Genomic DNA, 848 nt, shown 5'->3' with positions numbered 1-848 from the left:
TAGGGCGTGTTGTCGCTTGAACTGATTGGATCGACTTGCGTTTTGCTCCTCCGCGATGAGGAGGAGCAATGCTCAGCGACGGACAATGGGCTCTTCTGGAGCCCCTGATTGAAGCATGCCGGCCGAAAGGCAAGACCCCGCCACAGGACCTGCGGCGCACCGTCTCGGCCATCCTCTGGCGGCACCAGAACGGCGCCAAGTGGCGGGCTGTCCCGGAGGAGCTGGGACCCTGGTGGCGTGCCGCCCAGATCTTCATCCGCTGGGCACGCGCTGGCGTCTGGGAGCGCTTGCTGAACCTTGTTCAGCAATCTGGAATCCAGCTCGGCATGGTGTTCCTCGATGGCACGAGCGTGCGGGCGCACCAGAAGGCGGCCGGGGCTCGCCGAAAGGGGGATCTCAAGCTGAGCGAGATGATCGTGAAGCACTTGGCCGCTCTCGTGGCGGCTATGGCACCAAGGCTTGCGTGATGGCCGACGCCTCTGGCCACGCCATCGCCTTTCGGATCGCGCCTGGGCAGGCGCATGAACTGCCCCATGCCATCCCGCTGCTCGAGCAACTGCTGGGCGTGCCAACGTGGGTGGTCGGAGATCGCGGCTACACTAGCCATGTCTTTCGCGAGCACATCTGGAGCATCGGCGCACGCCCCGCTATCCCGCCGCAGCGCCACGAGGCGCCAGTCGCTTGTCCAGATTGGATTTACAATAACCGCAATGTCGTAGAGCGGCTCTGGGCCCGGTTGAAGGAGTGGCGAGCGGTTGCAACTCGCTACGAAAAGACCGCCTCATCGTTCATGGGCATTCTCTGCCTTGCCGCTACACTCGATTGGATCAAGCGATGACACGCCCTAG

1 protein-coding gene is annotated in these 848 nt (G+C 63.3%); it reads left to right on the top strand.

The annotated features are described in order from the left end of the window. Window positions 1–68 precede the first annotated feature (68 nt). Window positions 69–838, top strand: a protein-coding gene (locus KBI52_RS01205) for an IS5 family transposase (protein WP_210804832.1) whose coding sequence is annotated in 2 segments (ribosomal slippage) — window positions 69–381 and window positions 381–838 — 771 coding nt in all. Because the reading frame shifts where the segments join, the coding sequence is not laid out codon by codon here. The last annotated feature ends 10 nt before the right edge of the window (window positions 839–848 follow it).

The organism is Microvirga sp. HBU67558, from assembly GCF_018069605.1.
Taxonomy (GTDB): domain Bacteria; phylum Pseudomonadota; class Alphaproteobacteria; order Rhizobiales; family Beijerinckiaceae; genus Microvirga; species Microvirga terrae.
This window is presented reverse-complemented; position numbering and strand designations above follow the sequence as displayed.